General features: G+C 69.9%; 23 protein-coding genes. 12 read left to right on the plus strand and 11 right to left on the minus strand.

What is annotated here, in order from left to right:
- Positions 1-47 precede the first annotated feature (47 nt).
- Positions 48-1,406, minus strand: a complete 1,359-nt coding sequence (aptA, locus tag BA022_RS15460) for an omega-aminotransferase AptA (protein ID WP_088888035.1) — start codon at positions 1,404-1,406, stop codon at positions 48-50.
- 86 nt (positions 1,407-1,492) lie between these two features.
- Between aptA and BA022_RS15465 the strand changes: the two genes are divergently transcribed.
- On the plus strand, positions 1,493-2,431 hold the full coding sequence (locus tag BA022_RS15465) for a LysR family transcriptional regulator (protein ID WP_011807181.1): 939 nt from the start codon (positions 1,493-1,495) through the stop codon (positions 2,429-2,431).
- A gap of 54 nt (positions 2,432-2,485) precedes the next feature.
- Entirely contained in the window at positions 2,486-2,791 is a 306-nt protein-coding gene (locus BA022_RS15470; protein ID WP_088888036.1) for a flagellar basal body protein, read from the plus strand.
- Positions 2,792-2,961: 170 nt separating this feature from the next.
- On the opposite strand, the gene BA022_RS15475 is transcribed toward BA022_RS15470, so the two are convergent.
- Positions 2,962-3,228: a DUF2061 domain-containing protein gene (locus BA022_RS15475; protein WP_011807179.1), complete on the minus strand. Its 267-nt coding sequence runs from the start codon at positions 3,226-3,228 to the stop codon at positions 2,962-2,964.
- A 159-nt stretch (positions 3,229-3,387) separates the two neighbouring features.
- Here BA022_RS15475 and BA022_RS15480 point away from each other — a divergent pair, with 159 nt between their 5' ends.
- The 5 genes from BA022_RS15480 to BA022_RS15500 all read left to right on the plus strand — a co-directional run bounded on the left by BA022_RS15480 (position 3,388) and on the right by BA022_RS15500 (position 9,821).
- A complete protein-coding gene (locus BA022_RS15480) occupies positions 3,388-4,449 on the plus strand; it encodes an SPFH domain-containing protein (RefSeq protein ID WP_088888037.1) in 1,062 nt (353 codons plus the stop codon).
- A gap of 82 nt (positions 4,450-4,531) precedes the next feature.
- Positions 4,532-6,028 (plus strand): DUF4178 domain-containing protein, encoded by a 1,497-nt coding sequence (locus BA022_RS15485; RefSeq protein ID WP_088888038.1) that lies wholly within the window; start codon positions 4,532-4,534, stop codon positions 6,026-6,028.
- A 49-nt stretch (positions 6,029-6,077) separates the two neighbouring features.
- Complete coding sequence (locus BA022_RS15490; protein WP_011807176.1) at positions 6,078-6,299, plus strand: DUF350 domain-containing protein; 222 nt, start codon at positions 6,078-6,080, stop codon at positions 6,297-6,299.
- A gap of 157 nt (positions 6,300-6,456) precedes the next feature.
- Positions 6,457-7,989: a polyamine aminopropyltransferase gene (locus BA022_RS15495; protein ID WP_088888039.1), complete on the plus strand. Its 1,533-nt coding sequence runs from the start codon at positions 6,457-6,459 to the stop codon at positions 7,987-7,989.
- Positions 7,990-8,090: 101 nt separating this feature from the next.
- Positions 8,091-9,821 (plus strand): FAD-dependent oxidoreductase, encoded by a 1,731-nt coding sequence (locus tag BA022_RS15500; RefSeq protein ID WP_228403626.1) that lies wholly within the window; start codon positions 8,091-8,093, stop codon positions 9,819-9,821.
- A 31-nt stretch (positions 9,822-9,852) separates the two neighbouring features.
- Here BA022_RS15500 and ggt read toward each other — a convergent pair whose 3' ends face one another.
- Both ggt and BA022_RS15510 read right to left on the minus strand, forming a co-directional pair.
- Complete coding sequence (ggt, locus tag BA022_RS15505; protein WP_088888040.1) at positions 9,853-11,469, minus strand: gamma-glutamyltransferase; 1,617 nt, start codon at positions 11,467-11,469, stop codon at positions 9,853-9,855.
- Between the two features lie 44 nt (positions 11,470-11,513).
- On the minus strand, positions 11,514-12,497 hold the full coding sequence (locus tag BA022_RS15510; RefSeq protein WP_187305976.1) for a Bug family tripartite tricarboxylate transporter substrate binding protein: 984 nt from the start codon (positions 12,495-12,497) through the stop codon (positions 11,514-11,516).
- Positions 12,498-12,598: 101 nt separating this feature from the next.
- On the opposite strand from BA022_RS15510, the gene BA022_RS15515 reads away from it, so the two are divergent.
- Positions 12,599-13,564, plus strand: coding sequence for a LysR family transcriptional regulator (locus BA022_RS15515; protein ID WP_088888042.1), 966 nt, complete (start codon positions 12,599-12,601; stop codon positions 13,562-13,564).
- A gap of 77 nt (positions 13,565-13,641) precedes the next feature.
- On the opposite strand, the gene BA022_RS15520 is transcribed toward BA022_RS15515, so the two are convergent.
- Positions 13,642-16,248, minus strand: a complete 2,607-nt coding sequence (locus BA022_RS15520; protein ID WP_088888043.1) for a cation-translocating P-type ATPase — start codon at positions 16,246-16,248, stop codon at positions 13,642-13,644.
- Positions 16,249-16,581: 333 nt separating this feature from the next.
- On the opposite strand from BA022_RS15520, the gene BA022_RS15525 reads away from it, so the two are divergent.
- Entirely contained in the window at positions 16,582-17,049 is a 468-nt protein-coding gene (locus BA022_RS15525; protein WP_088888044.1) for a hypothetical protein, read from the plus strand.
- Positions 17,050-17,085: 36 nt separating this feature from the next.
- On the opposite strand, the gene BA022_RS15530 is transcribed toward BA022_RS15525, so the two are convergent.
- From BA022_RS15530 to BA022_RS15555, 6 genes are all read right to left on the minus strand, one after another.
- Positions 17,086-17,403: a hypothetical protein gene (locus BA022_RS15530; protein ID WP_015914648.1), complete on the minus strand. Its 318-nt coding sequence runs from the start codon at positions 17,401-17,403 to the stop codon at positions 17,086-17,088.
- 102 nt (positions 17,404-17,505) lie between these two features.
- Complete coding sequence (locus BA022_RS15535) at positions 17,506-18,489, minus strand: FAD:protein FMN transferase (RefSeq protein WP_088888045.1); 984 nt, start codon at positions 18,487-18,489, stop codon at positions 17,506-17,508.
- On the minus strand, positions 18,470-20,647 hold the full coding sequence (locus BA022_RS15540; RefSeq protein WP_088888046.1) for a PepSY domain-containing protein: 2,178 nt from the start codon (positions 20,645-20,647) through the stop codon (positions 18,470-18,472). Before BA022_RS15540 ends, BA022_RS15535 begins: the two co-directional genes overlap by 20 nt.
- Positions 20,648-20,661: 14 nt before the next feature.
- Entirely contained in the window at positions 20,662-21,144 is a 483-nt protein-coding gene (locus tag BA022_RS15545; RefSeq protein ID WP_047349248.1) for a DUF2271 domain-containing protein, read from the minus strand.
- A 39-nt stretch (positions 21,145-21,183) separates the two neighbouring features.
- Positions 21,184-21,603, minus strand: a complete 420-nt coding sequence (locus BA022_RS15550) for a PepSY domain-containing protein (protein WP_088888047.1) — start codon at positions 21,601-21,603, stop codon at positions 21,184-21,186.
- Between the two features lie 20 nt (positions 21,604-21,623).
- Positions 21,624-23,006 carry a ferredoxin reductase family protein gene (locus BA022_RS15555; RefSeq protein ID WP_088888643.1) on the minus strand — a complete coding sequence of 461 codons (1,383 nt, stop codon included), beginning with the start codon at positions 23,004-23,006 and terminating at the stop codon, positions 21,624-21,626.
- 147 nt (positions 23,007-23,153) lie between these two features.
- On the opposite strand from BA022_RS15555, the gene BA022_RS15560 reads away from it, so the two are divergent.
- The 3 genes from BA022_RS15560 to BA022_RS15570 are packed head-to-tail and all read left to right on the plus strand — an operon-like array spanning position 23,154 to position 25,533.
- Positions 23,154-23,483, plus strand: a complete 330-nt coding sequence (locus BA022_RS15560; RefSeq protein WP_011807164.1) for a PepSY domain-containing protein — start codon at positions 23,154-23,156, stop codon at positions 23,481-23,483.
- Positions 23,483-24,154, plus strand: a complete 672-nt coding sequence (locus BA022_RS15565; RefSeq protein ID WP_011807163.1) for a response regulator transcription factor — start codon at positions 23,483-23,485, stop codon at positions 24,152-24,154. The genes BA022_RS15560 and BA022_RS15565 overlap by 1 nt, the downstream gene beginning before the upstream one ends.
- Complete coding sequence (locus tag BA022_RS15570; protein WP_088888048.1) at positions 24,151-25,533, plus strand: sensor histidine kinase; 1,383 nt, start codon at positions 24,151-24,153, stop codon at positions 25,531-25,533. Before BA022_RS15565 ends, BA022_RS15570 begins: the two co-directional genes overlap by 4 nt.
- Positions 25,534-25,556: the final 23 nt, after the last annotated feature.

Consider the following 25,556-nt stretch of genomic DNA (forward strand, 5'->3'; position numbering starts at 1 on the left):
GCTCTAGCGCTTATCCATCAAGCGCTAACAGCTATCAAAACAGGAGTTCAAACGGTTTCGTGCAGGGCATCGCCCAGGGCGCTGACCAGGCGGTCGATCTCGGCCTGGGTGCTGATGAACGGGGGCGCGAGCTGGATGGTGTCGCCACCGTAGCGCACGTAGAAGCCCTTCTCCCAGCACTTCATGGCGATCTCGTAGGGGCGCTTGGCGGGTTCGCCGGGCAGGGCGCTGATGGTGATGCCGGCGGCCAGGCCGTAGTTGCGGATGTCGGCCACGTGCTTGGCGCCTTTCAGGCCGTGTACGGCGTTCTCGAAGTAGGGCGCCAGCGCCTTCACGCGGCCGGGCATGTCTTCCTTCTGCAGGATGTCGAGCACCGCGTTGCCCGCCGCGCAGGCCACGGGATGGGCCGAGTAGGTGTAGCCGTGCGGGAACTCCAGCATGTACTCGGGGCCGCCCTGCGCCATGAAGGTGTCGTAGATCTCCTTGGTGGCGATCACGCCGCCCAGGGGCTGGGCGCCATTGGTCACCTGCTTGGCGAAGTTCAGGATGTCGGGCGTCACGCCGAAGGCCTCGGCCCCGGTCCAGGTGCCGCAGCGGCCAAAGCCGGTGATGACCTCGTCGAAAATCAGCAGGATGTTGTTCTGCGTGCAGATCTCGCGGATGCGCTCCAGGTAGCCCTTCGGCGGGATCACCACGCCGGCCGAGCCCGAGAAGGGCTCGACGATCACCGCAGCGATGTTGCTCGCGTCGTGCAGCGCGATCACGTCGAGCAGCTTGTCAGCCAACGCGCGGCCGCCGTCCTCGGCCATGCCCTTCTGGAAGGTGCCGGCCGGCGGCTGGGTGTGGGGAATGTGGTCCGCCTCCACGCCCTGGCCGAACAGCTTGCGGTTGCCCACGATGCCGCCGACCGAGATGCCACCGTAGTTCACGCCGTGGTAGCCCTTCTCGCGGCCGATCAGGCGCGTCTTGGTGCCCTGGCCCTTGGCGCGCCAGTAGGCCCGCGCCATCTTGAGCGAGGTGTCGGCCGACTCGGAGCCGGAGCCGGTAAAAAACACATAGTCCAGCCCGGCGGGCGTCAGTTCCTTGAGCTTGTTGGCCAGCGCGAATGACGCGGGGTGGCCGAACTGGAAGGCCGGCGCGTAGTCCAGCGTGGCGGCGGCGCGGCCGATGGCCTGGGCCACCTCCGTGCGGCCGTGGCCCAGGCCCGAGCACCACAGGCCCGAGAGGCCGTCAAAAATCTTGCGCCCTTCGGCGTCGGTGTAGTAGGCGCCCTGGCCGCTCACGATCATGCGCGGCTGGGCCTTGAAGTTGCGGTTGCCGGTGAAGGGCATCCAGTGGGCTTCCAGCCAGGCGGCGTCGGTGCGTACGGCGGCTGCGGGGTTGGGGTCGATGACGGCGAAGCTCATGGCGATCTCCTGAAGGGAATGCGCGCATTGTTGGTCACGGTAATAATCCGTTGAAGCAACAAATATCCACATTCACTTAGCAATCCATGCAAGTAAAAAACGCCCGCCGTCCGCGCGCCGTGCTGGGGCAGCTGTCCGACATGGACCTGCGCCTGCTGCAGGTGTTCAAGGCCGTGGTCGAGTGCGGCGGCATGGCCGCGGCCGAGCTGGAGCTGAACATCGGCACCAGCACCGTGAGCCGTCACGTGAAGGACCTGGAGACGCGCCTGGGCCTGACGCTGTGCCGGCGCGGGCGCGCGGGCTTTGCGCTCACGCCCGAGGGGCAGCGGGTCTACGAGGAGACGCTGCGCCTGCTGGCCTCGGTGCGCGGCTTTCTGGGCAGCATCGACGACATCCACGACCGCATGGGCGGACAACTCGCCGTGGCGGTGTTCGACAAGACGGCGAGCAACCCGGCCGCGCGCATCGGCGACGCCATCGCCACTTTTACGGCGGAAGCGCCCGACGTGCAGCTGCAGCTGCATGTGGGGTCGATCAACGCCATCGAGCGCGGCGTGATCGACGGCAGCTTCCAGGTGGGCATCATTCCCGCCCACCGCAGCTCGCAGAGCCTGGTCTATTCCGACCTGTTCGGCGAGACCATGCTGCTGTATTGCGGCGCGGGCCACCCGCTGTTCGGCGCACCCCACGACGATCTGGACTGGGACGCCGTGCGCCGCTACCCGTTCGCGGGGCTGGGCTACCACTCGCCCAACATGGAGCTGAGCCACGAGGCGCGCCTGACGCGCGCGGCCACGGGGTTTGACCAGGAGTCCATCGCCACGCTGGTGCTGTCGGGGCGCTTTCTGGGCTTTCTGCCCGACCACTATGCCGAGAGCTTCGAGCGCCAGGGCCGCATGCAGCCCGTGCGGCCCGCGCTGTTCCGCTACGACTGCCGCTTCGTCAGCCTGGTGCGCCGCTCACCCGCGCCCAGCCGGGCCGCGCAGCTGCTGCAGCGCTGCCTGCTGCAGGCGCATGGGGCCTGAGGGCCCGCCCGGGTCGCTCAAGCGCCGGGCCGCGCTGCCGATAATGCAAGGCATATGACCACCCTTGCCGCCATCGCCCAATCTGGTCTGCGGGCCGCGCAGCTGCGCCTGGACAGCAGTGCCCACAACGTGGCCAACCTGAACACCCCGGGCTTTCGGCGCCAGACGGTGGACCAGCAGGCCGCACCGGCGCCGGGCGGCGTGCAGGCGCGCGTGGCAGCGCCTGCGGCCGCGCCCGGCGTGGCGCTGGAAGCGGAGGCCGTGGAGCAGATCAGTGCCACCTATGCCTTCCAGGCCAACCTGCTGGTGTTGCGCCGTGCCGACGAGATGGCGGGCGCGTTGCTGGACGTGCGGGCCTGACGCTGTCGGTTTAGACGAAAAGTGCCTCTGGCGCTTATCTGGCAAGCGGTAATAGCTACGTAAATAAGAGCAATCGCAACCCGCTAGCCCATCATGCGGCCCGGGCGAGGTGCGCGAGTGGCTGCGCCAGCCAGTCGGTAAACGACTCCGACCCCAGGTGGGCCGGGGTCTCAGGCGGCATGCGCATGGGCGGCCTCCGCAGGGGCGTGTGCCTGTGCCTCGCGGCGCTGGCGGGCGCGCTCCCAGGCCTTTTCATGGAAGAAGAAGGCCACGGCCTGCACCGTGGGCTCCAGCAGGCTAAGGGTGAGCGACGCAATCAGATTGCCCGTGACGGCATACGCCACCAGGGCGGCCACGCAGATGTGGATCACGTAATAGCTGCCGGTCTTGGCCAGCGTGGGCAGGTTGTGGCGGGCGGCGATGCGGATGCGGGACATGGTGCTCTCCTGTAGCGGTATGTGGAGAATGCTAGTCATTCGCATTTGGTTTGGCCAATTGTTCGTGGCTAATTTGCAGATAGAAACTGTCGAATCGCCGCGGATATGATGGCCGCTCTCTTTTTTCAACCTCTCAACCGACCCGAACGGGAGCACCGCATGGCCCTCATGGACTTCATCAAGAAGCAGTTCATCGACATCCTCCAGTGGACCGAGGACGGCGACGGAACGCTGGCCTGGCGCTTCCCGATGGAGGGGATGGAAATCCAGAACGGCGGCACGCTGGTGGTGCGCGAGTCGCAGATGGCGGTGTTCGTCAACGAAGGCCAGGTGGCCGACGTGTTCGGCCCCGGCACCTACAAGCTGACCACGCAGACGCTGCCGGTGCTGACCTACCTGAAGAACTGGGACAAGCTGTTCCAGTCGCCGTTCAAGAGCGACGTGTACTTTTTCAGCACGCGCCAGCAGGTGGACCAGAAGTGGGGCACGCCCCAGCCCATCACCATCCGCGACAAGGATTTCGGCGCCGTGCGCCTGCGCGCCTTCGGCAACTATGCGTACCGCATCGCGGACCCGAAGCTGTTCCACACCGAGATCTCGGGCACGCGCGAGTCCTACCCCTCGGCGGACCTGGAGGGCCAGCTGCGCGGCCTGGTGCTGCAGAACATCAGCAACGCCATCGCGGGCAGCGGCCTGCCGTTCCTCGACCTCGCGGCGAACCAGGTGATGTTTGCCGACGCGCTGGCGCACGAACTGCAGCCCGCGTTCGCCAAGATCGGCCTGAAGCTCGAATCGATGACAGTGCAGAACGTCTCGCTGCCCGAAGAGCTGCAGAAGATCCTCGACCAGAAGATCGGCATGGGCATGGTCGGCAACGACATGGGCAAGTTCATGCAGTACCAGACGGCGCAGGCGATCCCCAAGTTCGCCGAAGGCGCGGCGGGTGGTGGAAACGGTGGCGGCAGCGTGGCGGGCGATGCCATGGGCCTGGGCGCCGGCGTGGCGCTGGGCCAGGTGCTGGCGCAGAACCTGCAACAGGGCCTGCAGGGCGGCGCTGCGCCATCGGCCCCGCAGGCCGCGCCTGCCGCCGCGCCGGTGGGCGTGCGGCCCGAGGAAGTGATGGCCACGCTGGAGAAGCTGGGCGAGCTCAAGTCCAAGGGCATCCTCACGCAGGAGGAGTTCGACGCGAAGAAGGCGGAGCTGCTGAAGAAGCTCATCTGACGCGCGTACACTCTCTTTTTAGTAGCTGCCAGCGATTGCCACACAAGCGCTGGAGGCCAAAAACACCTTAGATCCACGACGCATGGCCGACAGCGGCACCCAGCGGACCTACCGCGCGCCCTGCCCGGGCTGCGGCGCGCCGGTCGAATTCAAGAGCGCGCAATCCACCCATGCCATCTGCGCCTACTGCCACAGCACCGTGGTGCGCAGCGGCGAGGTGCTGCAGCGCCTGGGCCGCATGGCCGAGGTCTTCGACGACCACAGCCCGCTGCAGCTCATGGCCAGCGGACGCATCGCGCTGGACGGCCAGACGCTGCCTTTCACGCTGATCGGCCGCCTGCAATACCAGGGCGAGGAAGGCCGCTGGACCGAGTGGGTTGCCTTCCTGCAGGACGGCAGCACCGCCACGCTCAGCGAGGACAACGGTGCCTATGTCTTCACCCGCCCGGCCACGCTGGGGCGGGAATTGCCCGAAGCCGAGCGCTTTCGCGTCGGCATGACCACGGCCGTGGCCGGCCAGCCGTTCAGCGTGGCGGCCAATGTGCGCGCACAGCTCGTCGCGGCCGAGGGCGAGGTGCCGAAGCTGCCGCCGCTGGGCACGCCGTTCCAGGTGGTGGAGCTGCGCTCGGCCGACGGCGAGGTGCTCTCCATCGACTACGGCACCCAGCCCCCCCAGGTGCAGCGCGGCCGGGCGGTGCGGCTGGAGGATCTGCAGTTCCAGGGCCTGAAGGACGAGTCCGCCAAGGAGGAAAAGGGCCGCCAGTTCAGCTGCCCCCATTGCGGCGCGCCTGTGCAGGTGCAGCTGTCCAGCACCAAGAGCTGCACCTGCCCGTCGTGCCACAGCCTGATCGACCTGAGCGCGGGTTTGGGGGGCGAGCTGCGCCACGCCGCACAGTACGAACCGGTGCAGCCGCTGATCCCGCTGGGCAGCGTGGGCCAGTTCGAGGGCGCGCCATGGCAGGTGGTGGGCTTTCAGCACCGCACGGGCGTGGAGCCCGGGGATGATGAGCACTTCGGCTGGGAGGAGTACCTGCTGTACCACCGCCAGCGGGGCTTCCTGTTCCTGGTGGACGCCAGCGATGGCTGGAGCCTGGTGCGCCCCGCCACGGGCGCGCCGCAGCACAAGCCGGGCGCGTCCACCGCCACCTACCTGGGCACGCAGTACCGCCTGACCTCCACCTACCAGGCCGAGACCAACTATGTGGCGGGCGAGTTCTACTGGCCCGTGGAGCGCGGCCAAAAGACCAGCAACAGCGACTTTGCCGCCGTGAACGGCAAGGGCCTGCTGTCGCGCGAGCAGTCGCGCAGCGAGGTCACCTGGTCGCACGGCCAGCGCATGGACTCCAGCGCCGTCGCCCAGGCCTTCAAGCTGGGCGACAAGGCGGCGCTGTTCCGCCGCCAGGACGCGGGGCCGGTGGCCGCGGGCTCTGGCATCGGCTGCGGCACGGTGATCGTGATCCTCATCGTGCTGATCATCCTGCTGGTGCTCATGAGCAACTGCTCGGGCTCTTCAGGCGGGTACTACCGCAGCTCGGGTGGCTCGTTCGGTGGCTACAGCACGGGCGGCGGCCACAAGTGACGACTTTTGTGACACCTTCTTCTCTCAACCCTTCCAAGGAGCAAACGCCATGATGGGAATCGAATGGCTTCGGCCCGCGGCCTTCCTCGGGTCCATCCTCTACGCGCTGATCGGCGTGGTCATCTTCTGGCTGTGCTTCTGGCTGATCGACAAGGTCACCCCGGCCGACCTGTGGGCCGAGATCGTGGAAAAGCAGAACCGCGCCCTGGCGATGGTGGTGGCCGCCATGTGCTTAGGCATCAGCATCATCGTGGCGGCGGCGATCCATTGAAACACCCCCTTGAGCGGCTGCGCCGCTTCCCCCCGCTCTCGCATCGCTGCGCGATACGGGCAGGGGGACGACGCCAGCGCGGCCCGGCGGCGCAGCCGGCCCAGGCCCTCGCGCGGCGTCTGCTGGCGTCGGTCACGCCCACGGCACGCGCACTCCCATGAAGGACACCCGCACTTCCGCCCCGCGCCCCATCGACGTCGCCCTGCTGGCCAGCGTCTTCGTGATCGCCGCTTGCGGGCTGCTGTACGAGCTGGCGGCCGGGGCGCTGGCGTCGTATGTGCTGGGCGACTCGGTGCTGCAGTTCTCCACCGTCATCGGCACCTATTTGTTCGCCATGGGCGTGGGCTCGTGGCTGTCGCGTTACTTCGAGCGGCAGTTGCCCGCGCATTTCCTGCGCATCGAGCTGCTGGTGGCGCTCATCGGCGGGGCGCTGCCTGCCGTGCTGTTCCTGGCCAATGCCTATGTGCCCAGTGCGTTCCGCGTGCTGCTGTACGGCATGGTGCTGCTGGTGGGCACGCTGGTGGGCTTGGAGATCCCGCTGGTCATGCGCATCTTGAAGCGCAACGTGCAGCTCAAGGACCTGGTCTCGCAGGTGCTCACCTTCGACTACCTGGGCGCGCTGGCCGTGTCGATGGCGTTTCCGCTGCTGCTGGTGCCGCAACTGGGGCTGGTACGCACGGGGCTGCTGTTCGGCTTCATGAACGCGGCCGTGGCCGTGTGGGCGCTGTGGCTGTTCCGGCATGAGCTGCGGCGCTTTGGCGCGCACGCGCTGGCCTGTGCGCTGGTGCTGGCGGCCCTGCTGGCGGGGCTGCTGGGGGCCGAGCACATCACCCGCTTCGCCGAGGACAAGTTCTACCAGGACCGCATCGTGCTCAGCAGCGCCTCGCCCTACCAGCGCATCGTGGTCACGCACGGGCGCGCGGGACATCGCCTGTACCTGAACGGCAACCTGCAGTTCGCCGAGCGCGACGAATACCGCTACCACGAGGCCCTGGTGCACCCCGTGATGGCCGCGCACGGTCATCCGAAGCGCGTGGCGGTGCTGGGCGGCGGCGACGGCATGGCCGTGCGCGAGGTGCTCAAGTACCCCTCGGTGGAGTCGGTCACGCTGGTCGAGCTGGACCCGGCGATGACGCAGCTCTTCGGCAGCCACCCCACGCTGCGGCAGCTGAACGGCGATGCGCTGGCGTCACGCAAGCTCACCATCGTCAACACCGATGCCTTCCAGTGGCTGCAACAGGGAGATGACACCTATGACGTGATCGTGGTGGACTTTCCCGACCCCACCAACTTCGCCATCGGCAAGCTCTACACCAACAGCTTCTACGCCCTGCTGGACCAACGCCTGGCCGCCAGCGGCTATGCGGTGGTGCAGACGACCTCGCCGCTGGTGGCGCGCAGGAGCTTCTGGACGGTGGTCACGACCATCGAGTCCGTGGGCCTGCAGGCGCGGCCCTACCATGCACATGTGCCGAGCTTTGGCGAGTGGGGCTTCGTCATCGCCAGCCGCCGCCCCTGGCGCGTGCCGGCCGAGCTGCCCGCGGGGCTGCGCTTCCTGGACGCGGCCGCGCTGCCCCTGCTGTTCGACTTCCCGCGGGACATGGCGCGCGTGCCCGCCGAGGTCAACCGCCTGTCCAACCAGGTGCTGGTGCACACCTACGAACAGGAGTGGGGCCAGGTCGCCCACTGATCCCTGGGCCGATGCTGCGGGACGACCCCGCCCCTGCCCCTGCCCCTGCCGGCGGTGTCTGACGAACCCGGCCGGGGCCGATGCCGTACAGTGGGCGGCCCATGTCCCACCCCGCCCACACTCCTTTCTCTCCCCGCCGGCGCCAGTTGCTGCAGGCCGGCGCCGCACTGGCCGCGGGGCTCGGCCTGTCCGGCTGCGACAAGCCCGCGCCGGCCGACGTGCTGGGCGGTTACACCGGCATCGACATGGCGCGCGGCCATGCGCTGCGCGACCGGCTGGCCGAGGGCGCGCCCTACACGCCCGACATCGTGCGCCGCACCCAGGTGGTGATCGCCGGTGGCGGGGTGGCCGGGCTGGCGGCCGCGCGTGCGCTGCGCCTGGCGGGTGTGGATGATTTCCAGTGCCTGGAGATGGAGGACCAGCCCGGCGGCAACAGCCGCGCCGGCAGCGTGAACGGCATTGCCTGCCCGCTGGGCGCGCATTACCTGCCCGTGCCCGGAGAGCATGCGCGCGAGGTGCAGGACCTGCTGGAGGAGCTGGGCCTGCGCCAGCGCGTGGCTGGCCGCTGGCGGTATGACGAGCGCCACCTGAGCCACAGCCCGCAGGAGCGCCTCTACTTCCAGGGCCACTGGCAGGAGGGCCTGCTGCCCGTCGCCGGGGTGGGGGAGTCCACGCTGGCGCAGTACCGGCGCTTTGCCGAGCAGGTGGCCGCGCTTTCGCGCGGCGTGCGCTTCACCATGCCGGTGCTCAAGAGTTGGGCGCCCAATAAGCCGTTGGCGCCCGCCCATCAAGCGCTGGATGCTATGACTTTCGATGCGTGGCTGGCGCAGCAGGGCCTGGATGACGCCCACCTGCGTTGGTACCTGGACTACTGCTGCCGTGACGATTACGGCGCCGGCACGGCGCGCGTCTCGGCCTGGGCCGGCATCCACTATTTCGCCAGCCGCCACGGCTTTCATGCCCCGGGCCTGGAGGCCGATGCCGGCGATGAGCGCGAGGGCGTGCTCACCTGGCCCGAGGGCAACGGCTGGCTCACCCAGCGCCTGGCCGCGCCGCTGGTGCAGGGCGGTCAGTTGCGCACCGGCGCCAGCGTGCTGCGCATCGCCGAGACGCGCCGCGGCGTGGAGGTGGATGTGTACCTGCATGCCACCGACAGCATCGAGCGCTGGCAGGCGCGCCGCTGCATCGTGGCGCTGCCGGTGTACGTCGCCGCGCGCGTGGTGCAGCCCGCGCCGGACTTCCTCACCCAGGCCGCAAGCCGCCTGCAATGGGCGCCCTGGCTGGTGGCCAATATCCATGTGAGCGCGCCGCTGGCCGACCGCGAGGGCGCCGCGCCCGCGTGGGACAACGTGCTCTATGCCGATCCCGTGCCCGGCGGGCTGGGTTACGTGCATGCCGGCCACCAGCGCCTGGACCCGCGCGCCGCCGCCAGCGGCCCCACGGTGCTCACCTACTATCAGGCGCTGGGCGACGTGCCGGGCGCGCGCCAGCAGCTGGCAGAGCAACCCTGGACGCACTGGCGCAGCGCCATTCTGGCGGCCCTGGCCGTACCCCACCCGGACCTGCCCGAGCGCGCCACGCGCATGGAGATCACACGCTACGGCCATGCCATGTCCATCCCCGTACCGGGCACGCAGGCGTTTTTAAGCCAAATCGGCCTCTCGCGCTTGTCTGGCAAGCGCTACCAGCTATTAAATGGAGAGCGTGTTCCCGTGCCGCCCACGCCGGGCACGCAGCGCCTGCTGTTCGCGCACGCCGACTGGTCGGGCTACTCGGTGTTCGAAGAAGCCTTCACGCGCGGCCACGCGGCGGGGCTGGCGGTGCGCTGGTGAATGCTCTGGTAAGCGCGGCGCGCCGCTGCCCCTAGCGCAGCTTGTAGGCCACGCCGTCGCGGCCGGGGTCGGCGCCCCCGTGCAGGCCGTCGGCGCACACCTGCACGCCATGCACCCAGGCGATGGTGTAGTTGTAGGGGTTGCGGCCGATGCGGTAGCCGGCGGACTCCAGCTCACGCGTGACATGGCGCGGAATGCGGTTGCACACGTCAATGGCGTTGCTGGTGGAGGAAAAGCGCGGCGCCGAGACGGCGGCCTGCATCTCCATGCCGTGGTCGATCACGTTGAGCAGCACCTGCAGCACGCCCATGGCGATCTGCGTGCCGCCGGGTGCTCCCAGCACGATGTCCAGCCGCCCGTCCTTGAAGGTCATGGTGGGGCAGGATGAGGTGAAGCGGCTCTTGCCGGGCTGCAGGCTGCCCGCGCGGCCCGGGCGCGGGTCGAAGACGCCCATGCAGCCGTTGTAGAGAAAGCCCATGCCTGGCGTGATGACGCCCGAGGGCATGGCCAGCGAGTGCGTCATGGACACGGCGTTGCCGTCGGCATCCACCACGCTCAGGTGCGTGGTGTCGCGCGGCACGGGCGCGCCGGGGTTCAGGCGTTCCACGGTGAAGCGCCGGCCCGCGCGGATCTGCTCGGCCACCTCGCGCGCCCTGTCCTTGGACAGCAGCAGTTCCAGCGGCACCTCGAAGAACCGCGGGTCGCCGATGTAGCGGTCCTTGTCCGACGTGGCCTGCTTCATGGCCTCGCACACGCGCTGGATGTAGGCCGGGCTGTTGTGCTCCATCGCCCCCAGGTCGAAATGCTCCAGGATGTTGAGCATCTCCAGCAGCATGGCGCCGCCGCCCGGCGGCTGGTTGGTGGTGACGGTGCGGTCGCGGTAGCTGCCCACCAGCGGTGCGTGGCGCTGCACTTGGTACCGGGCCAGGTCTTCCAGGGTGATGAGCGCGCCCTGCGACTGCAGGTGGGCCACCATCTCTTGGGCCAGGTCGCCGTGGTAGAACGGGTGCGACCCCTCGTCGGCAATCCGCTGCAGCACGCGCGCCATGCCCTCGTTGCGTAGCGGCGCGCCGATGGGCTTGGGCCGGCCGTCGGGGCGGCAGTAGAGTTGGCGGCTCTCCGGGCTGTACTGCAGCCGCTCCAGGTTGCCCACGCGGCCCATGGTGGGTTCGTCGATCCAGAAGGCGTGCATGCCGGGGCGCACGAAGAAGCCCTCGCTGGCCCAGCGGATGGCGGGCTCGACCACCGCTTTCCAGGGCAGGCGCCCGTGGGCCTGGTGCATGGCCTCCAGGCCCTTGAGCGTGGCGGGCGTGCCGATGGACTGCGGTCCGATGTCGTTGACCCGGCCCCGCAGGATGAACCCGAAGCCGTCCGGCGTCTCGCCCTCGAGCAGGTGCTCCCACATGTCCTCGCGCGCGGCTAGCGGCGCGGGGGAGTGGAAGTCGAAGTACTCGTGCACCTGGGAGCCGGGCAGGTACACGGCCGCGGTGCCAAAGCCGGCAATGCCGCACATCAGCGGATCGACCACGGTCTGGGCCAGCGCCGTGGCCACCGCGGCGTCCACCGCGTTGCCGCCGGCGCGCAGGATGTCGATACCCGATTCGGCGGCCTCGGGCTGGGGGCAGACGACCATTGCTTCTCGTGTCATGGCGTAGGAGGGCGGTTGACGGAAGGGGGAGGTTCGCGGCGTGCTTACTTGGCGCTGAGGTTCAACGCATCCAGCGTGGGGCCCCAGGCCTTGGTGTCGCGGGCGGTGGTCTCCATGACCAGCGAGGCCGGCCCGGAGACCGGAATCACGCCCATGGACTTGAGCTTGGCCTGGACCTGTTCGTTCTGGTGGAACGCCTGCGTGGCTTGGTTGAGCTTGTCCACGATGTCGGCCGGCGTGCCGGCGCGCGCCACGATGCCGCTCCAGCCCATGTTGTCGAAGCCCTTCACGCCCAGCTCGCTGGCGGTGGGCACGTCCGGCAGGTCCGGGGCGCGCTGGGGCGCGAGCACCACCAGGGGATTCAGCTTCCTGTTCTTGATGTGGGGCAGCGCGGTGCCGTACACCGGGGCCATGACCTCCGTCTGCCCGCCCATGGTGGCCAGGATGCCGTCCGCCTCGCCCTTGTAGGGAATGTGGGTCATCGAGATGTCCAGCGCCTTGGACAGCAGCTCCACCGCCAGGTGCGTGGAGTTGCCCAGGCCCGCCGAGGCGAAGTTCAGCTTGCCGGGCGCGGCCTTCGCCTTATCGGTCAGCTCCTTGAGCGACTTGATGCCCGTGGCCGGGTTGGCCGAGAGCACGAAGGGCACCGTGGTGAGCATGGCGACGCCCGCGAAGTCTTTCTCGGGGGCGTACGGCAGCGGCTTGTAGGTGAACTGGTTGAGCACCATCAGCGACACGCTGCCGTACAGCAGCGTGTAGCCGTCGGCCGGCTGGCCCAGCACGTTCTGCGCCGCGATGATGCCGCCCGCCCCCGGCTTGTTCTCCACCACGATGGTGCCGCCCAACGCCTTGCCGGCATGCTCGGCCCACAGGCGCGCGATGGTGTCGGAGCTGCCGCCCGCCGCTTGCGAGACCACCAGGCGCACCGGGCGGTTAGGGTAGGCGCCCTGCGCGTACGCGGACACCGCAGAGGCCACGAGGGCGGCCCCCACCAGGAACTTGGAAACATGGCTCAGAGCGTGCGACACGGCGATCCCTTCGTTGACGGCGGTAAAAGATGAACACATTGTCATGACGCCTGGAGGCATCCGCCAGTGAAAAGGCACAATACAACCATGAAGGTTTACTCATGAATGAACGGCCGACCGGCACCTCCTGGGCGCGTCGCCTGAAGGTGCGGCACCTGGAGTCCTTCCTCGTGCTGGAGGAGGCGGGCACGCTCACCGAGGCGGCGGCGCGGCTGCACATGACCCAGTCGGCCATGTCGCACTGGCTGGCGGAACTGGAGAGCGTGGTGGGCACGCCGCTCGTGGTGCGCGGGCGCAGGGTGCAGCTCACGCCCGCGGGGCACCTGCTCAAGCGCCTGGCGATCAATGTGCTGGGGGACATCGTGCGCACCGGCAGCGAGATGCATGCCGTCGCCGAGGGGCGCGTGCCGCGGCTGAACGTCGGCAGCGTCTGGGCGGGGATCGCCGGAGGCCTGCCCGAAGCCGTGAATGCCTTCCAGCAGGACCATGCGGACGTGGCCGTGTTCATCCACGACGGCCCGTTCGACAACCTGCTGAAGGGGCTGGAAACGCGCGCGCTGGACGCGGTGATCGGCGTGCTGGATGCGCGTGCCCACCGTCCGGGGCTGGAGCACCGTGTCCTGTTCGATGACCAGGTGGCCATCGTCATCGGCCGCGGCAGCCAGTACTGGGACCGCTGGGAAGGGCTGAGCTTTGCCGACCTGCTGGCCGAGAAATGGGTCATGCCGCCCGGCGGCACCCTGACCCGCATCCAGATGGACGCCTTCCTCATCGCCCAGGAGGCCTCGTGGCTCACCCCGAAGGTGGAGACGGCCTCGCTGGCGATGATGCAGGCCCTGCTGCACAAGGGCGACTATGTGGGCGTGTGCTCCGAATCCATGGCCGACCACCTGGGCGCGCTGGGGCTGTTCCGCAAGATCGCCATCGACTCGCGCATCCGTTTCGGGCCCATCACCGTGGTCTGGAACCGCGACCATGCCTCGACGACGCTGATGGACTTCATCGGCTGCCTGCTGACCCATGCGCGTGGCGCGGAGGCCCGGCCCGCGACGCCCGTGCCGGCATGAGGTTTTTCCGGTTAAAAACGCCGCAAACGCTTGTCCATAAAGCGTCATAAGCTCCTGAAAAAAGAGCGAACGGCGGCTCAGCGGGCCGGGCCCGAAGAGGTGCCCGGTCGGGCGCCTGCCCCGCAGCGGGCGATCCGCCGCAGCCCTTCCAGCCAGACCACGCTCAAGACCAGCACCCCTGCGCCGGCGCCCCAGGCTGCAAGGCCTGCGGGGGCCAGACCCATCAGGTCGCGCAGCGCCGGAATGCCCAGGATCGCCGCCAGCAGCAGCCCCACGGCCGCCGCCATGGGTGCCAGCCAGCGGTTGGCGCGCGCCTGAAGCACCAGCAGCGGGCGCGTCGGGTCACGCTGCGCCTGGATGAGCAGCAGCACGCACACCAGCAGCGTCCCCAGCACCACGGCGCGGCCCTGGGCGGCCTCCCAGCCCTGGGCATGCAGCCAGGCTTGCGCCGCCAGCAGCAGCGCGGCCACGCCCAGGCCTTGTGCCAGGGGCCACAGCAGCGCACGCAGGGCAAAGGGCGAGTCCTGCACCGGGCGGGCAGGGCGTTGCATGGTGTCGGCCTGCTCGGGCTCGGCCTCGAAGACGACGGAGCAGGCCGGGTCGATGAGCAGCTCCAGCAGCACGATGTGCACCGGCAGCAGCAGCGCGGGCCAGTGCAGCAGGGTAGGCACCAGCGCCAGCGCGACGATGGGCACGTGCACGGCGAAGACGAAGCGTGTGGCCTTGCGCACGTTGTCGTCGATGCGCCGCCCCTGGCGGATCGCGGCGACGATGTGTGCAAAGCTGTCTTGCAGCAGCACCAGGGCCGCGGCCTCACGCGCCACATCGGTGCCGCGCTCGCCCATGGCGATGCCCACGTCGGCGGCCTTGAGCGCGGGGGCGTCGTTCACGCCGTCGCCGGTCATGGCCACCACGGCACCATCAGCGCGCAGGGCCTGCACCAGGCGCAGCTTGTGCGCGGGCTTGAGGCGCGCACACAGGTCGGTGTGGCGCAGGCGCTCGCGTAGCGTGGCGTCGTCCAGCGCTTGCAGCTCATCGCCGGTGAGCACCTGCGGCCGTTCGGACAGGCCCACCTGCCGCGCGATGGCGCGGGCGGTGGCCGGGTGGTCGCCCGTCATCATCACCACGCGCACGCCCGCGCTGCGGCATTGGGCGATGGCCTCGGGCACCTCGGGCCGGGGCGGATCGGCCAGCGCCACGAGGCCGAGAAACTCGAAGTCGAAGTCGTGCTGGCTGCCGGGCCATGCCGGTGGCTCGCCCGGCGAGGCGCCCTCCCCCGTCCACTGCCCGCGAGCCACGCCGAGCACGCGCAGGCCGCGCCCGGCCAGGTCTTCCACCTGCCGGCGCAGCGCCGCGCGCCGGTCCGCGTCCAGGTGGCACAGGTCGGCCACGGCCTCGGGCGCCCCCTTGGTTGCCAGCAGGTGCTGTTGGGGCGCGCCGGTGGCGTACACGCGGGTCATGGCCAGGATCTCGCCCGACAGGTCGTAGGCGAACTCGGGCTCACGCCCGTCGTGCACATGCTCGGTCCCCTGCAGCCAGGTATGGCCGAAGTGCTGGATGGCCTTCTCCATCGGGTCGAACGGATCGCCCGGCGTGGCCAGCATGGCCCATTCGACCAGCGGGTGCAGCGCCTCGGGCAGCGTTTGGGCGCCCTCGGCGCGCCAGCGCAGCGTGGGCGTGGCCAGCTCGGCCACGGCCATGCGGTTCATGGTCAAGGTGCCGGTCTTGTCCACGGCCAGCACGGTGACCGCGCCCAGGGTCTCCACGGCCGTGATGCGCCGCGTCAACACCTGCCGCTGGGCGATGCGCCATGCCCCCAGCGCCAGGAACACGGTGAGGATCACCGGGATTTCCTCGGGCAGCAGCGCCATGGCCAGGGCAATGCCCGACAGCAGGCTGTCCAGCAGCGGGCGGCCCGCCCAGCCCCAGCCCAGCAGCACCTGGGCGCCGGCCAGCGCGAGGGCCAGCAGCCCCAGGCTGCGCACCAGCCGGCGCGAGCGCTGCTGCAGCGGCGAGGACGGCGTCTGCGTGGTCGCCAGGTCTGTGCCGATGCGTCCCACGGCGGTATGCCCCGCCGTGGCATGCACCCGCGCGAGGCCCGTTCCGCGGGTGACCACGGTGCTGGCGAACACGCGGTCGCTATCGGTGTCAGCCTGCAGGGTGGACGCGCTTTCGCTGGCGCGGGGGTGCTTGGCGGCGGGTACGGATTCCCCTGTGAGCAGGGATTCATCCACCTCCAGCTGGCCGCTGAGCAACAGGGCATCGGCGGCGACCCGGTCGCCTTCGCGCAGCACCAGCAGGTCGCCACACACCACATCCCGCCCCGCAATGCGCAGCTGCACTCCATCGCGCAGCACAAGGGCGCGGGGTGCGGAGAGGTCGCGCAGCGACTCCAGCGCGCGCTGGGTGCGGCGCTCCTGCACCAGCGTGATGCCGATGACCACGAAGACGAAGCTGAGCAGGAACAGCGCTTCGCCCTTGTCCCCCAGCGCCAGATAGACGCCACCCGCGGCCAGCAGCATGAGGAACATGGGCTCGGTGAGCACCTCGCGCACGATGGCGAACGTCGACTTGGGTGCGTTGCCGGGTAACTGGTTCGGTCCGTCGCGTGCCAGGCGTTCGGCGGCTTCGACACTGCTCAGGCCCTGCAGGCCGTGGCGATGTGAGGAGGACTGTTCTGCCATGCAAGAGCGCGCCAGAAGTACAAGGGATGGCGGCAGTGTAGGTGCTTGCGCCGGGGGAGTGGGGGTGAACTTTGGATCGCCGGACTCTGTGTGGCACGGGGCAAAGAGCCCGCCGTGATCACTGGCGCGCCCACGCACCCATCAATCGATCGGGGGGTACGGCGATCTTTTCGCCTCGTGATCCGGTGTTGCAATGGGCCGAGGCGGGGGAATGGCCCATGGGCCCATTCCTTGGCAAAAATCAGGATTCGGATTCCATGCATGCGGCCAGGCCGGAGCGTGCGAGGCCGCGGTGTATAACCCCAGCGCCGGTCTTTGCGCCATTCCTGATCTATGCAAGTGAGCAGTTCCCCTCCGTTTTTTGAACATCAGCATGAGCGCCTGGAGGCGCAGCTGCACGCCCATCTGCTGGATGTCGTGGGTGCGGATTTCGATAGCGCGCTGCAACGCTTGCAGCGCTGGCGCGCCGACCTGGCCCAGCACATCGAGATCGAAAATACGCGGCTACTGCCCCATGTGCCGCCGGGTGCCCGCTGGGCCGCGCGGGTGTACCTGGTGGAGCACGACCGTATCGCGCTGCTGGCCGACGAGTACCTGCTGAAGGTGCGGGCAATGGCGCAGCAGCCGCCGCAGGGCGAGCAGGCCCGCCGCGCTGCGGTGCTGGGGCTGCTGGATGCGGCACACGCGCTGCGGCATGTGCTGGAGCATCACCATGAGCGCGAGCACCAGGCGCTGGCGCATGAATTGCCCGAAAGCCTGCAGGCTGCGGCGTGGAAAGGCGTGGAGCCCGGCGGCGCATAAGCGGCCTCGTGGGTTCCAGCTCCTTGCCTCGTCCCGTCAGACCTCCGTCTGCGCCGCGGCCACCCAGCGCAGGCCCCTGCCGCGGCTGAAGTAGTAGTCGCCCTGGGGGCTGATGACGACGGCGCGGCAGGCGGCAGGGTCCGAAAAATACTGCCACCCGTGGGCGCGCTCCTGGGCGCTTGCATTGTTGGGGATGGTCTGCATGCCCTGGCCTGCGTTGTCGTTGCAGCGCGTGACCATGGCGCGCTCACGCGGGTGGCGGCGGTCCTGGTGGTCGCGGTCCCCGGCAAATGCGGTGGCGCCGAGGGCGGCCACCAGCATTCCGATCGCGGCGAGAGAGAAGGTGGTGCGCATGATGAACTCCTTTGTGCCCGGTGATTGCAGCCGAAGGTGACTGTGCCTGCAGTCTGCGCGGGAGGCGGTGAATCAGTGCTGAACGCTGGATTCACCTGCCGTTCATGCCCCGCTCGCCGGTGCGCCCGAGCCGAACCGGCCCAGCCCCAGCGTGACCAGTCCGTTGCCGCGCCTCAGCATCCACAGCGCCTCCAGCCCCATGCGCTGGGCCAGCGCCAGCCCTTCGCCAGGGCCGGCCACCAGCAGCGCGGTGGCCCAGGCGTCGGCGTGCACGCACTGGCGTGCCAACACGGTGACAGAGGCGACTTCGTTGCGCACGGGGGCGCCACGGCGCGTGTCCATGGTGTGCGCCAGCCGTGCGTCGCCTACCTGGAGATAGTGCCGGTAGTCACCCGAGGTCGCCACAGCCAGGTCCTGCAGTTCGACCACGCTGTGCACGGCGCGGCGGCCGGTCTCGGGGCTTTCCACCGCGACGGCCCAGGGTTGGCCATCGGCCTGGCCGCCCACGGCGCGCAGCTCGCCGTCCAGCGCCACCAGGGCGTGCGGTACGCCGTTCTGCCGCAGTACGTCGGCCATGCGGTCCACGGCGTAGCCCTTGGCGATCCCGCACAGGTCCAGGTGCATGGGTGCGTGCTTGCGGGCGCGCAGCATGCCGCTGTCCAGTTCTAGCGCCTCGTAGGTGGGGGTGCGCGCGACAGGTGCCGCGCTGGTGGCTGTGCGGATCGCCTCGGCGTCGGGAGCGTCGCGCACCGCTCCAAAGCCCCAGGCATCGACCAGCGCACCCGCAGCCGGGTCGAAGGCGCCCGCACTCAGGCGGCAGACGTCCAGCGCGCAAACCAATACCTCCAGGATTTCAGCGGGCAGCGTGACCCAGGCCCCCACGGGGGCGTGGTTCAAGCGGTTGAGATCGCTGCCCGGCAGCCAGGGCGACATCTGCGCATCCACCCGTTGCACGGCGGCGGCCAGCGCGGTTTGCAGCGCCTGCACATCGGTGTCCGGCGCCGCATCGCAGGTAACCGACCAGCGCGTGCCCATGGTGGGGCCATGCAGCGCCAGCCGCCGCGGGTCAGAACAGGTCTTCGGCATAGCGTCCTTGCTCTTTCAGTTGCGCCAGGCTCTGGCCCTGCGGGCCCAGCAGCGCATCCAGCACCTGTGCCACGCCCTGGGCCATGGCGCGGCTGCCGCACACACGCACGAGGGCGCCCTGCGCGATCAGTGCAAGCACCTGCGTGGCATCGCGGCGCAGGATTTCCTGCACATAGCCACCGCCCGGTGTACGGGAGAACGTGGTGTGCAGCCCGGCCAGGCGGCCGTCGGCCTGCCAGGACGGGAGCTCGGTGCCGAAGTAGAAGTCCCGTTCGGGATGGCGCGCGCCGTAGTACAGGTGCATGGGGCGGTGGCGCGTGTTGTCGCGTATGAAACCTGCCAGTGGCGCCACGCCCGTCCCCGCGCCGATCAGCAGTACCGGCGCGCGGCCCGCGGGCAGCACGAAGCCCGGGTTGGGGCGGATGAACGCCTGCACGCTGTCACCCGCCTGCAGCGCATGCAGGTGGCTGGAACACACGCCGCCGGGCATGCGGCGCACGCAGATTTCCACGAAGCCGTCGCGCGTGCCGCTGGCCAGCGAGTAGTAGCGCGGCACGGTCTGGCCGGGGGCGACGATGCCGATCAGGTCGCCCGCGGCGAAGCGGGGCAGGCCGCGGGCGGGCAGGGCAAAGCGCAGGATGGCCGCGGGTTCGCCCGCGCCGCCCGGAAAGTCCTGCCGCGCGGCGAGCGTCAGTGCCACCGTGCGCGGCAGGCGCGGCTGGTAGTCGATCTGCAGGGGCAGACCCAGTGCTTGCGACAAGGCCCGTCCCCAGCGGGCGAACTCCTGCGCGGACTGCTGATGGATGCGCTCCAGCGGCAGCAGCGTGGGCCAGCCCTGCGCGCGCAGCGCCTGCTCCAGTGCCTCGGCATACGCGCAGAAGGCGGGGAACTGCCGGTCGCCAAAGCCCAGTACCGTGACTTGCGCTCCCGTGACGGGCTGGCGCGTGATGGCGTCCAGCGCGCGCGCCGCATGGGCCGGCGGCTGGCCGTCGCCATAGGTGGCCGCCAGCACATAGACCTGGCGTGCGGTCGGTGGCACGCGCCAGTGCTCCAGGGCCGTGGTGTGCACGCGCTGGCCTGTGGCGACCAGTGCGGCATGCAGGGCCTGGGCAAAGCCCCAGGTGGTGCCGCCTTCGCTGGCCACGAAGACCAGGCTGTCGGCTTGCGCGAGCGGGCTGTTGTTGGCCATGCGGGGGCGGCTGCGACGGGCCTGCCACCACAACACCACGCCCGTGATCCAGAACAGCGGGATGCTGGCTCCCATGACGCCCAGCACCAGCGCCCAGACCCACGCGCCTTCGCCGGCGTGCAGCAGCAACGCCCAGTCGTGTACGCGCTGCGCCGCCGTGGCGTCCTGCCAGGCCAGGGTCTGGCCACTGTAGCGATCTACCCAGCCCTGGCCCTGCGCGGTGGTCACGCGCCAGGTGTCTTGCGGATCGTCGGCCGCCGGCAGATTCAGCTTGCGCAGGTCCTGAACGCGCAGCTCCTGCAGCAGGGGCAATTGGTCGGCGCGCAGGGCGGCCTGGCTGCCCTGTACGGAGGCCACGTCGGGCTCTGCCACGGCATCCAGCGGCAGCAGGCCGAAGGTGGCGGCGCTCATGACCAGGGCAGCAGCGGCGGACACCGCCAACACCAACAGGATGACCCGTCCCGCCAGCACGTGCAGGCGCTGCGCCAGCGTGCCGCGCACCGGGCCGGCCAGTTGCCGCCATCCGCCCATGCGGCGCAGCAGCAGCACCAGCCCCGAGACCGAGAGCACCAGCATGGCGAGCGCCACCACGGCCGCGGTCATGCGCCCGGCGTCGCCCAGCAGCAGGGATCGGTGCAGGTTCTTCACCCAGCGTGGCAGCAGCGAGGGCTCGTAGCCACCCAGCACGCGGCCGTCCGCGGGGTCCACACGCAGGGCCTGGGCCTGGCCGTTGTCGAAGGCATGCACCACGATGCCGCCCGAGGGCAGGTGGCGGATTTCCTCCGCGCCGGGCACGCTGGCCTGTACGCGCTGCACGAGGGTGGCCACGGGCAGGTCCTGCGCCGGGGAAGCCGCCTGCCACGCGTTGCGCAGCGGGTCGAGGGCCAACAGCGTGCCCGTAATGCCCAGCACCAGCGCGAGCGCGCCGGCCACCAGGCCCAACCAGCGGTGGATCTGCCGCCAAACCATGGATGCCCCCTCGCTTATTTCAGTTGGTAGGTGAACGACTGGATGTACTGCTTGCCCGCCTGCGGCTTGCCTGCCTGGGCGGTGGACAGGGGCACGCGGATCTCCGACGGGCTGTCGCGCATGTCCTCGGCGGCGGCGTCGATGCGGATCTCGTAGCCCGCGTCGAGCAGCGCGTCGGCCAGGTCGGCCGTCACCTTGAGCGTGCGGCCCGCGCCCACGCTGGCGCCGGTCACGCCTTGCAGGCGCTTGCCGTCCTTGGCGGACAGGCGGTTCCAGTCGGCCAAGTGCTTGTAGTACTTGGCCTTGCCGCCGGCCACCCACAGCGTGCCCGCGTAGGCGCCCTTGGCGTCGGTGAGGTAGACGGCGAGGTAGGCGCCGTCGCCTCCGTAGTTCTTGAGGGTGGTCGAGAGCGTGACCTCGCGGCTGTGTGCCAATGCGGGCAGGGTCAGCGCGCAGGCGGCGGCCACGGTGGTCAGCAGGGGTTTGGTGCTGGACATGGAGGTTCTCCGGTAAGAGCGTGTGGATGATTCAAAGGGTCATTCGATCTGGCCGCGTGGCGTGGTGCCGGGCGTCAGTACGGGGCTTTGGGGGGCTGTGACGGGTGCCGCGGCGTCCTGGGCGGGAGCCGCATCGCGGGCCGGGGTGCGATCGCGCTCGCGCCGGCGTTCGCGCTCAGGTTCATGGTTGCCATCGCGCAGTTTCATCTTCACCACGCGCAGCGTCTGGGGGTCCAGCTTGGCCTTGAAGGCACGGCCCTGGGCGTCGCGGCCGCGCACTTCGTAGCAGCCGTCATCGATCTTGAGGCGCTGCACCTGCCAGCCCTGGGCGGCCGCGTGCCGCATCACGGCGTCGCGTGACTGCCAGTGCTGCACGGGGGCCTCGCAGTCATCGTCCGCCAGCGCAGGGGCAGCTGCCAGGGCCAGGCACAGGGCCAGCAACGGGGTCGGGTGTTTCATGGAAAGCTCCTTTCGGTGGATCAACGCATGGCAAAGGACTCGCGGTGCACGCGCCACGGGCGGGGGCCGCTGGCGTGCGCGTGCAGCGCATCGCCCAGACCCTGCGGACCGCAGAACCAGATGTCCAGCGGGCCGGGGGTGGCTTCCAGGTCCTGGGGCCTGAGGCGCTGGCCCTGGGCGTCGCCGTGCACCGTGAGCGTGACCGGTGGTTGGGCCTGCGCGCACAGCGTGCGCAGGCGCGGCAGCAGCGGATCGGTGGCGGCGTCGCGGGTGCAGTAGTGCATCTGCACGGGCTGCAGTTTGGAGGGCGCTGGCGTGGCGCCCGGCTGCCGGGCTTCCAGCAGCGCCAGGAAAGGCGTGATGCCCACGCCACCCGCCACCCACACCTGTTGGCGGCGGTGGCGGCCCCGGCCGTCGAAGCGGCCGTAGGGGCCTTCGATGTCCACGCGCTGCCCGGCCTGCAGGCGCCGGCCCAGGGTGCGGGTGTAGTCGCCCAGTGGCTTGATGACCAGACGCAGCAATGGCTCGCCTTGCGCACTGGCGCCCAGGCTGCCCGGTGCGCTGGCGATGGTGAAGGGGTGCGCGCCTTCCGACGCATCAAAGCGCACGAAGGCGAACTGCCCCGCGCGGTGGCCCGGCCAGCTTGCCGGCAGGGCGCAGATCACCTCAATGGGCGCCGCCGCGCCGCCATCGCCCAGCGTGCGCACCGCATGGATGTGGCCGGCGTGGCTGCGTGCGCGGCCGATCCAGCCGGCCAGCGACCACACGGCGGCCAGGCTGCCCAGCGCCAGCAACGTGCCCATCAGCAGGCCCAGCGGGAGCGTCCAGAAGGTCAGCGGCATCAGCGCCACGGTATGCAGCGTGAGCGCCAGAAACACCAGTGGCATGGCGCGGTGCAGGAAGCGCCACGGCTTGTAGGCCAGCAGCCGGGTCAGCAGCGTGATGGCCACCATGGCCAGCAGCAGGTAAAAAGCCATCTCGCCCAGGTCCTTGGCAAAGCCTCGGGCGTCGGTGAGCCAGGGCAGAACGGCGTCGCGTGCCGGCCGGCCGGCGCGGCCCCACAGGCCCTTGATCCAGTCGCTGGATTCATCGGCGCCCCAGTGCAGGATGGCCGTCAGCGCCGCACTGATGCCGGCCCACTTGTGCAGGCGGTAGACCTGGTCCATGCCGCCCAGCGGGCGCTCCAGCCAGGGCAGGCGCAGCGCCAGCACCATGGCCAGTGCCACCAGGCCGATGCTCCACAGGCCCGAGAGATACAGCGCCTGTTGGCGCAGCTGCCACCAGCCAGTGGCTGCCCCCTGTGCATCCACAAGGGGAGAGACGCCCAGCTCGGGCGGCAGTACCGCGAGCCAGGCCAGGGTGATGGCCAGCAGCCAGCCTCCCAGGACGATCTTGATGCGCATGGCGTTTCCTTCTTGTGCGTTGAGCAAGTGGCCCGCCACGGGTGTGTGGCGAGCGGCTTGGCAACGATTCTGGAAAAGCCACGATGAACTCGTGCTGAAGGCCGCGTTCATGCGACATTCATCGCCGTGCACGTATAAAAAACGCCTATGAACGCATTGCGCCGCCCCTTCGTCCTGATGGCCCTTGCGGTGGCCGCCGCCACCGCGGGCACTGCCGCGCAGGCCGCCGAGCGCGGCCATGGCGACCATGACCTGGCGCGCCAGGCGCTGGAGCGCGGCCAGGTGCTGCCGCTGCGTACCGTGCTCGAGAAGGTCGAGCGCGAGTACCAGGGCCAGGTGCTCAAGGTGGAGTTCGAGCATGATGACGGTCGCTTCATCTACGAGATCCGCCTGCTGCAGCAGGACGGCCGCATGGCCAAGCTTAAGATCGACGCGGTCGATGGACGTGTGCTGCAGATCAAACGCAAGGAACATTGATGCGCATCCTCGTCGTGGAAGATGAACCTACGCTGCGGGACCAACTGGTGCAGGCGATCGCCGCGGCGGGCCACACGGTGGAAGCCGCCAGCGACGGCGCGCAGGCCCACTACCTGGGCGAGGTGGAGGACTTTGACGCCGTGGTGCTGGACCTGGGCCTGCCCGTGCTGGACGGCCTGTCGGTGCTGCGCCGCTGGCGCGCCGCGGGGCGCAACATGCCGGTGCTGATCCTTACCGCGCGCGCCGCCTGGCATGAGAAAGTGGCGGGCATGGACGCGGGCGCAGACGATTACCTCGCCAAGCCCTTTCACATGGAGGAGCTGCTCGCGCGCCTGCGTGCGCTGCTGCGCCGTCTGGGGGAGCACGCCAGCGCGCAGTGGCAGTGCGGCCCGATCTGGCTGGACACGCGCCAGGCGCGCGTGCTGGTGGACGGCCAGCCGCTCACGCTCACCAGCCATGAGTTCAAACTGCTCTCGCTCCTGATGCAGCGCAAGGGGCAGGTGCTGTCGCGCACCGAGTTGTCCGAGCACATCTACCCGCACGACAGTGATCGTGACTCCAACACCATCGAGGTCTTCGTGGGCCGCCTGCGCAAGAAGCTGCCGCCGGGCAGCATCGAGACCGTGCGCGGCCTGGGCTACCGCCTGGCCGAGGCCGGCGCCACGGCATGAGGGTTGGCGGTTCTCTGCGCCTGCGCCTGCTGGCGGGCACGCTGGCATGGATGCTGATCAGCGTTGCGCTCGCGGGCTGGGCGCTGCGCACCTTGTTCCAGGACCACATCACCCAGCAGCTACAGGCGCAACTGGTGGTGCAGCTCGACCAGCTCAGCGCCTCGGTGGAATGGACCCCGCAGGGCGGCACGGCCGTGGCGCCGCTGGCCGGTGATGCGCGGCTGGCGCAGCCGCTGTCGGGCCTGTATTGGCAGGTGGACCAGGTGGGCGCGGCGCCGCAGGCCGCCGTGGCGCGCTCGCGCTCGCTGTGGGACCAGGTGCTGGCGCTGCCGCCCGTGCCGGGCGACTACCCCGCGCGCGGCTACCGCGTGCTGCAGCTGCACGATGCGCAGGGCCATGCGCTGCTGTCCGTGGCGCGCACTCTGCAACTGCCCGAGGACGACGCCCCGCCGCTGCGCCTGGTCGTGGCGGGCGACACCGCCCTGCTGGCCGAGCCGCTGCAGCGTTTCACCCACCTGCTGCTGATCGCGCTGGGCCTGCTGGCGCTGGGCCTGGCCGTCGCCGTGGCGGTGCAGTTGCAGCTGGCCCTGCGCCCGCTGCAACTGCTGCGCGAGCAACTGGCCACCGTGCGCGGCGGGCGCGCCGCGCGGCTGGAGGGGTGCTTCCCGCAGGAGCTGCAGCCGCTGGTCAATGAGTTCAACCATGTGCTGGCCGAGAACGCCGACATGGTGCAGCGCGCGCGCACCCAGGCGGGCAACCTGGCGCACGCCGTGCACACGCCGCTGTCCATCCTGGCGAATGCCGCGGCACAAGAGAGCACGCCGCTGGCGCAGCTGGTGACCGAGCAGGTGGCCAGCGCGCGCCGCCAGGTGGACTACCACCTCGCCCGCGCCCGTGCCGCCGCCGCCGTGCGCGCCACCGGGCTGCGCACGCCGGTGCTGGCGCCGCTGCAGGCCCTGCTGCGCACCATGCAGCGCCTGCATGCCGACCGGCAGTTGGCGTTCGAGCTGGCGCCGCAGGCGCAGGACGGCGCCTTTCGCGGCGAGGAGCAGGATCTGTACGAACTGCTGGGCAACCTGATCGACAACGCCGGCAAATGGGCGCGCACGCGCGTGGTGGTGGATGTGCGGCGCGAGGGCGATCTGCTGTGCTTCACCGTGGACGACGACGGCCCCGGTATTCCGGAGGCGCTGCGCGACCGCATGTTCGAGCGCGGCGTGCAGTTGGACGAGCAGCGCCCCGGCTCGGGCCTGGGGCTGGACATCGTGCGCGCGCTGGCGCAGACCTATGGCGGCAGCGTGCAGGCGCAGGCCTCGCCGCTGGGCGGGGCGCGGCTGCGCCTGTGCCTGCCGGCGGCGGAGTGCGGCGGCGCTGCGTGAGTGCGGCTGGCACAATCCCGGAG

This window comes from Diaphorobacter nitroreducens, from assembly GCF_002214645.1.
Classification (GTDB): domain Bacteria; phylum Pseudomonadota; class Gammaproteobacteria; order Burkholderiales; family Burkholderiaceae_C; genus Diaphorobacter; species Diaphorobacter nitroreducens.

Bases quoted from the DNA above. Each gene is read 5' to 3' on its own strand.
- aptA (WP_088888035.1), bottom strand. From the start codon at position 1,406: ATGAGCTTCGCCGTCATCGACCCCAACCCCGCAGCCGCCGTACGCACC.
- BA022_RS15465 (WP_011807181.1), top strand. From the start codon at position 1,493: ATGCAAGTAAAAAACGCCCGCCGTCCGCGCGCCGTGCTGGGGCAGCTG.
- BA022_RS15470 (WP_088888036.1), top strand. From the start codon at position 2,486: ATGACCACCCTTGCCGCCATCGCCCAATCTGGTCTGCGGGCCGCGCAG.
- BA022_RS15475 (WP_011807179.1), bottom strand. From the start codon at position 3,228: ATGTCCCGCATCCGCATCGCCGCCCGCCACAACCTGCCCACGCTGGCC.
- BA022_RS15480 (WP_088888037.1), top strand. From the start codon at position 3,388: ATGGCCCTCATGGACTTCATCAAGAAGCAGTTCATCGACATCCTCCAG.
- BA022_RS15485 (WP_088888038.1), top strand. From the start codon at position 4,532: ATGGCCGACAGCGGCACCCAGCGGACCTACCGCGCGCCCTGCCCGGGC.
- BA022_RS15490 (WP_011807176.1), top strand. From the start codon at position 6,078: ATGATGGGAATCGAATGGCTTCGGCCCGCGGCCTTCCTCGGGTCCATC.
- BA022_RS15495 (WP_088888039.1), top strand. From the start codon at position 6,457: ATGAAGGACACCCGCACTTCCGCCCCGCGCCCCATCGACGTCGCCCTG.
- BA022_RS15500 (WP_228403626.1), top strand. From the start codon at position 8,091: ATGTCCCACCCCGCCCACACTCCTTTCTCTCCCCGCCGGCGCCAGTTG.
- ggt (WP_088888040.1), bottom strand. From the start codon at position 11,469: ATGACACGAGAAGCAATGGTCGTCTGCCCCCAGCCCGAGGCCGCCGAA.
- BA022_RS15515 (WP_088888042.1), top strand. From the start codon at position 12,599: ATGAATGAACGGCCGACCGGCACCTCCTGGGCGCGTCGCCTGAAGGTG.
- BA022_RS15520 (WP_088888043.1), bottom strand. From the start codon at position 16,248: ATGGCAGAACAGTCCTCCTCACATCGCCACGGCCTGCAGGGCCTGAGC.
- BA022_RS15525 (WP_088888044.1), top strand. From the start codon at position 16,582: ATGCAAGTGAGCAGTTCCCCTCCGTTTTTTGAACATCAGCATGAGCGC.
- BA022_RS15530 (WP_015914648.1), bottom strand. From the start codon at position 17,403: ATGCGCACCACCTTCTCTCTCGCCGCGATCGGAATGCTGGTGGCCGCC.
- BA022_RS15535 (WP_088888045.1), bottom strand. From the start codon at position 18,489: ATGCCGAAGACCTGTTCTGACCCGCGGCGGCTGGCGCTGCATGGCCCC.
- BA022_RS15540 (WP_088888046.1), bottom strand. From the start codon at position 20,647: ATGGTTTGGCGGCAGATCCACCGCTGGTTGGGCCTGGTGGCCGGCGCG.
- BA022_RS15545 (WP_047349248.1), bottom strand. From the start codon at position 21,144: ATGTCCAGCACCAAACCCCTGCTGACCACCGTGGCCGCCGCCTGCGCG.
- BA022_RS15550 (WP_088888047.1), bottom strand. From the start codon at position 21,603: ATGAAACACCCGACCCCGTTGCTGGCCCTGTGCCTGGCCCTGGCAGCT.
- BA022_RS15555 (WP_088888643.1), bottom strand. From the start codon at position 23,006: ATGCGCATCAAGATCGTCCTGGGAGGCTGGCTGCTGGCCATCACCCTG.
- BA022_RS15560 (WP_011807164.1), top strand. From the start codon at position 23,154: ATGAACGCATTGCGCCGCCCCTTCGTCCTGATGGCCCTTGCGGTGGCC.
- BA022_RS15565 (WP_011807163.1), top strand. From the start codon at position 23,483: ATGCGCATCCTCGTCGTGGAAGATGAACCTACGCTGCGGGACCAACTG.
- BA022_RS15570 (WP_088888048.1), top strand. From the start codon at position 24,151: ATGAGGGTTGGCGGTTCTCTGCGCCTGCGCCTGCTGGCGGGCACGCTG.